Source organism: Actinoplanes sp. ATCC 53533, assembly GCF_003947245.1.
Window position 1 is genome coordinate 1 of record NZ_QHHV01000375.1, and the last position, 5,313, is coordinate 5,313.

6 protein-coding genes are annotated in these 5,313 nt (G+C 68.1%); 4 read left to right on the top strand and 2 right to left on the bottom strand.

The window, feature by feature from the left end; all coding sequences use genetic code 11:
• On the top strand, positions 1-495 hold a 495-nt coding region (locus DMB66_RS57505), incomplete at its 5' end, for an ISAs1 family transposase (protein WP_125812409.1).
• A gap of 302 nt (positions 496-797) precedes the next feature.
• A complete protein-coding gene (locus tag DMB66_RS57510; protein WP_199753259.1) occupies positions 798-2,309 on the top strand; it encodes a methyl-accepting chemotaxis protein in 1,512 nt (503 codons plus the stop codon).
• Between the two features lie 233 nt (positions 2,310-2,542).
• On the opposite strand, the gene DMB66_RS57515 is transcribed toward DMB66_RS57510, so the two are convergent.
• Together DMB66_RS57515 and DMB66_RS57520 are read right to left on the bottom strand one after the other, a co-directional pair.
• Positions 2,543-3,001 (bottom strand): hypothetical protein, encoded by a 459-nt coding sequence (locus DMB66_RS57515; RefSeq protein ID WP_125812410.1) that lies wholly within the window; start codon positions 2,999-3,001, stop codon positions 2,543-2,545.
• Positions 3,002-3,424: 423 nt separating this feature from the next.
• Positions 3,425-3,709: a hypothetical protein gene (locus tag DMB66_RS57520; protein ID WP_125812411.1), complete on the bottom strand. Its 285-nt coding sequence runs from the start codon at positions 3,707-3,709 to the stop codon at positions 3,425-3,427.
• 139 nt (positions 3,710-3,848) lie between these two features.
• Here DMB66_RS57520 and DMB66_RS57525 point away from each other — a divergent pair, with 139 nt between their 5' ends.
• A complete protein-coding gene (locus DMB66_RS57525; RefSeq protein ID WP_125812412.1) occupies positions 3,849-4,031 on the top strand; it encodes a hypothetical protein in 183 nt (60 codons plus the stop codon).
• 660 nt (positions 4,032-4,691) lie between these two features.
• A partial coding sequence (locus DMB66_RS57535; RefSeq protein ID WP_255441627.1) for a reverse transcriptase domain-containing protein occupies positions 4,692-5,313 on the top strand: 622 nt, incomplete at its 3' end.

The following is a 5,313-nucleotide window of genomic DNA, read 5'->3' on the forward strand; positions in this document are numbered from 1 at the left end:
ACGCTGCCCTGGGCGCAGGTCCCGATCGGCCATCAGACCCGCGACCACGGTCACGGCCGCCGGGAGACCCGCACCGTCAAGGCCATCACCCTGCACACGCCCGGTGGGATCGGATTTCCCCACGCCGAGCAGGCCATCCGGATCACCCGGACCCGCACCACCACCAAAAGCGGCAAGACCACCCGCGAGACCGCGTACCTGACCATCTCGCTGCCCGCCACCGACGCCCACCCGATCGACCTGCAGCGATGGATTCGGGCCGAGTGGCTAATCGAAAATCTCGTGCACCACGTACGAGATGTCACGTTCCGTGAAGATTCACATCAGGCCCGGACCGGTAACGGACCCGCCGTCATGGCAACCCTGCGTAACACCGCGATCGGCTTCCATCGCATCAGCGGCGACACCAACATCGCCCGCGCCACCCGACGCGCCAACCGCCGCCCCCACGACCTCATCACCGCCGTGATCAGCAGCAACCCCAGAACGCAATGACCCTGCCAGCAACGGTGGGGTCGAGCGGGGCGGCGACTGTCGCGGTGTTGCTCTGCGCCGGCGCCCCCGGTGGAGGAATGCGCTGGGCTCGACCCCGACGACATGACCGTCACTGGAAGCGCTCACAGTATGCGGATGACAACTGCCACGTAAAGGTGTTGCCGGCAAGTTGAATATCCAGCTCAAGCGCGATCGGTATCGGGCTGGGAGCGCTCACAGAACTGAGTCTTTCGGGTTGGCCAGCGGCCCGAGGCGGAAAAGCCTAGCCTTACGGTATAGACCGGGCGAGGAACGGAAGGCTCATGGCGGGGTTCGGGGGCGCGCCGGGGATCGTTCTCGCGCTGAGTGCGGGCGTGGTGCTCACCATCGGCGTCGACCGGGGTGCTGGGCTGGCTCCGGCCCTGATCGCGTACGCCGTGGCCGGCACCGTCCTGCTCGCCTGGCAGCAGCGCGCTGCCCGTCGAACGGCGAAGAATCTCGCCGCGGTCACCGCCATGACCCAGGCGCTGCAACGCGGTGAGCTGGACACCGACGGCACGGCCCCGGTGGGCGACGCGGCCGCGGCACTGCACACCGCCGTCGCGGCCCTCGCCACCCGGCTGGCACCCAGCGGACCGGCCGCCGACCTGATCGGCGTGGCCGCCGAGGAGATGGGGCGGGCCGGGGACAGCATCATCGCCGGCGCCCGCAGCACCAGCACGGAGGCCGACACCATCGCCGCGTCCGCCGCCTCCGTGTCCAGCAGCGTCGCCGCGATCACCGGCTCGGCGGAGGAGATGGCCGCGGCGATCCAGGAGATCTCCCGGACCACCACCGACGCCTCCACACGCATCGCCGAGGCGGTTGCGGTCGTCGAGCGGACCACCACCTGGGTCGCCAGTCTGCAGAAGTCCTCGGACCGGATCGGCACCGTGGTCGGCGTCATCACGCAGCTCGCCGGGCAGACCAACCTGCTGGCGCTCAACGCCACTATCGAGGCGGCCCGGGCGGGTGACGCCGGCAAGGGCTTCGCCGTGGTGGCCGGCGAGGTCAAGGACCTCTCCCAGGAGACCGCCCGGGCCACCGAGGACATCTCCGCAGCCGTCGGGGTGATCCAGCGCGATTCGCAGACCGCGGTCGTCGCGATCGGGGAGATCAGCGGCGCCATCGGCCGGGTCGCCGAGTTCCAGCAGACAATCGCGGCAGCGGTCGAGGAGCAGTCCCTGACCACCGCCGAGCTCAACCGGATGACCGCGGGCATCTCCGGCGACATCACCCGGGTGGCCGACGCCGCGGCGAAGGTGGCGGACCTCGCCCGCTCGACCTCCGACGCCGCGGACGTCAGCCGCCGGGTCGTCGTGGAGGTGCAGCGGCTGGGCACCAGTCTGCGCAGCGGCATCGGCTGGCTGAGCCTGCCCCGGCAGCAGAGCGTCCCGGCCGGCTACACGATCCACGGCTGGGACCGGGAGAAGAACTTCATGCACTTCACCATCGAGGGCGAGTGGGACATGGCGTTCGCCGGGCAGTACGAGGCCGACCTGCGCGCGCTGATCGCCGGCAACCGGCCCGGCTGGTGGAACATCGTCGACATGAGCCGGCTCGGGCCGGTGCGCGACCCGGCGGTGGAGCAGGTCCACGGGCGGCTCATGGGCCTCGTGGTCGAGCAGGGCGCCGAAGCCACCGTGCACATCGTGGCCGACCCGCTGATCGCGATGCAGATGCAGCGGATGGGCTCCGGTTCCGGCATGGCGGCGTACTACGTGACCTCGTACGACGAGGCGATCGCGCTGCTGGACCGGGCCCGGGCCGAGGCTCGCCACCGGTCATTCAATTGATGTATGTCAACTTACTTAGGATGCGCGGCCGCCAAGCCACGGCCTCGGCGGGACCTCCCGCTCCGCAGCCTCGAAGCGACCGAATCTCCCGCCATCTTCAAGATCAGCGGTGAAGAGGCGTGGCACACCCACAACGCCTACGCGCGGGGTCCGTCTGATCTTGTCAAGCCGCTAGGCGGGGTTCGCCTGATGTTTTGGCTGGTATGACCCCGTCCGCCGCTGGCCTGGCCGCGCTAGCCGTCCACGCTCTTGTGGGCCAGTTCCGCGCAGTTGTACGGCGTCCCGGCGAACCCATTCACCGAGCAGACCTTCAGGCTGACGGTGTCCCCGCCCCGCACGTTGCCGTCCGGGAACGGATCCCACGTGACGGTACTGCCCGAAGCCAGCCCGTTGTGCCGGGTGCCGAGGTATTTCCCGTTGAGCCAGGCGTAGGCACGGACCCCGTCGCCGTCGCCGCACAGATCCTTGATCTCGAGGTAGTCGTCGTTGTTGCCGCCGCCGGGCGCGCCGGGGCCGAAGTCGACGAAGTCGACTGCACCGGCGGGGCTGTTGGGATTGCTGCACTTGCTGGGGGGATAGTTGGTGGACGTACCGAAGCTGTCGTTGGTCGCCGCGGCGGCCGGACTCGCTGCGGCCAGAATCGCTCCGGTAGCGACCACGAAGGCGATGGCGGCTCTGCGGACTCTCGTCATGTGCTCTCCCGAGGGGTGTGGAAAACGTGGGAGTACGGTCTCTCGTCCGTGGAGCTGAGGCGTCAACCCAGGGGTGGAAGAAGCGGGTAAACCTGCGTGGTACGGGACTGCCGTGGGCCTCATGACGAACGCGATACAGCTCCCGGGAGCGCTCGGCGTGGTCGAGCAGTGGCTGGCGGTGGTCAACGCCGGGGACGGCTCCCGCGTCGAGTCCTTGAGCCGGGAGCGGGTCGACGTCGCGGGACCGCGCGGGCGGGGCAGCGCTCCCCGCGCGGTGCTCAGCGAGTGGCTGGGCCGCTCGGGTTTCTCGGCGCGGGTGCTGCGCTGGTGGGTGGTGCGGTGCTGGCCTGGTGGTGGTCGAGCAGCAGGCCCGCTGGCGGGATCCCGGCACGGGGTGAGCCGCGAGACAGCTTCCGGATCGGCTCACTGTTCCAGGTCACCGACGGCCGGATGGACCGCTACGAACGGTTCGACGACGGGATCACCGCCGCCGATGCGCAGCCGGGCCGCCTCGGTGGCCGCAGGCCACCACACATACAGGCCGCCGACGACCACGGCAACCAGGACCTGGCCGAGCAGCACCGCGACCGGCCAGCGCGGGTCGCCGGCATAGAGCTTCTGCCACGGGTACGCCGCGGTCATCGCGCCGAGGGTCAGCGCGCCGTTGACCATGCCGGCCAGGCCGCCGAAGATGCCGCTGACCCCCACACCGTTCGCGATTAACGCGACCTGCTCGGACGGAAGCGGCCCCGCCGCAGCGAGCTCAACGTGGCCAGCGCCATGACAGACCTGCTCCGTCAGCTGGCGTGCTCATCCGGGCTCCATTCTCGGCTCTGGTGCGAAGACCGTGATTGATCTTTGCGGCCGTGAAGGTCGTTGTCTCAACCAGCGGCAGATTCCCATCCTGGTGGAAGAGTTGAAGCGGCTGCCTCCCGGTGTGATCCCCGAGCCGGCCGCTGAGGAGATCCGCCGCCTCGCGGCGGTGGTTGTGGAAGGTCAGCACCTGTACCTGTGGTTCTGCGGGGACTGATCGGTTGGGCTCATCGTTATGAGGCCAGTGGGATCCGCTTACGGAGCAGGTCGAATCCGGCGCGGCCGTACATCTGTCGTTTGGTGTGTCCTGAACGTTGAGGAGGTTCGGTAGGTCGAGTTTCCGAGGCGATGCTGCACGGATGATGAAGGTTTGGCCCTTCGGAGTCGCCCGGCGGCGGGAGGCTCCAAACCACCTCATGCTGCGTTGGCTGAAGACCGTCGTGGTGAGCGATGAGGAAAAGGCGCCCGAGAGGCGTCAGGTGGGGACCAGGAAGACGAACGCGAGTGAATCGTTGCTGACGTGTCGAAACAGATACAGACGACATCGAAACCGGGGTGTCAAATGGATCCCGGGACAAGCCTGGAAGGTGGGCCGTCTTCTGGCCAGGTGGTGTCCGGCATGTAGACGACGTGAGCCTGGTCTGCGGCTTCCGTGTGGAACAGGAGAAGGCGTGTCCGGATACGCCCGGCTCGTTCGGGTTGGGGTGAGGGAGCGTCCCAAGCGGCGACACCGTGAGGGATTGAGTACCGATGCCGGGCGCGCCGGCGGACCGGTTCGTAGTAGCGGCGAGGGCTCTGTAATGGAGCCGGAGCGAAGGGACCGGGTTGTCCGTGGCTGGTCTGTCCGATCAACCGGATGTTCTCCGGGAGGAGTCGGGTGGGCGAGTTGAAGGCAGCAGACAGGCCGTTTCAGATTTCGAAGCGGGTGGTCTGGGAGGCGTGGGAGAAAGTCAAGGCGAACAAGGGCGCACCCGGTGTGGACGGGCAGACGATCGCGCAGTTCGAGACGGATCTGAAGAACAATCTGTACAAGATCTGGAATCGGATGTCTTCGGGGTCGTACTTCCCGCCGCCGGTGCGTGCGGTGGAGATCGAGAAGGCTCATGGGGGTGGCACGAGGATCTTGGGCGTGCCGACTGTGGCCGATCGGATCGCCCAGACGGTCGTGGCTATGGAACTGGAGCGGAAGGCCGAACCGATCTTCCATCCGGACTCCTATGGCTATCGGCCTCGGCGGTCTGCGCTCGACGCCGTGGCCACCTGCCGCTCGCGGTGCTGGAAGACGGACTGGGTGATCGATCTCGACATCCGGAAGTTCTTCGACAGCGTGCCGTGGGACCTGGTGGTCAAGGCAGTCGAGGCGAACACCGACCTGCCGTGGGTGGTGCTGTATGTCCGGCGGTGGCTGCAAGCGCCGCTGATGCTGCCCGACGGCTCGTTGCAGGCCCGGGACCGAGGAACCCCGCAGGGTTCCGCGGTCTCGCCCGTGCTCGCGAATC

What these genes read in the sequence shown, in the direction of transcription:
- DMB66_RS57510 (WP_199753259.1), top strand. Translation starts at nt 798, where the DNA reads ATGGCGGGGTTCGGGGGCGCGCCGGGGATCGTTCTCGCGCTGAGTGCG.
- DMB66_RS57515 (WP_125812410.1), bottom strand. Translation starts at nt 3,001, where the DNA reads ATGACGAGAGTCCGCAGAGCCGCCATCGCCTTCGTGGTCGCTACCGGA.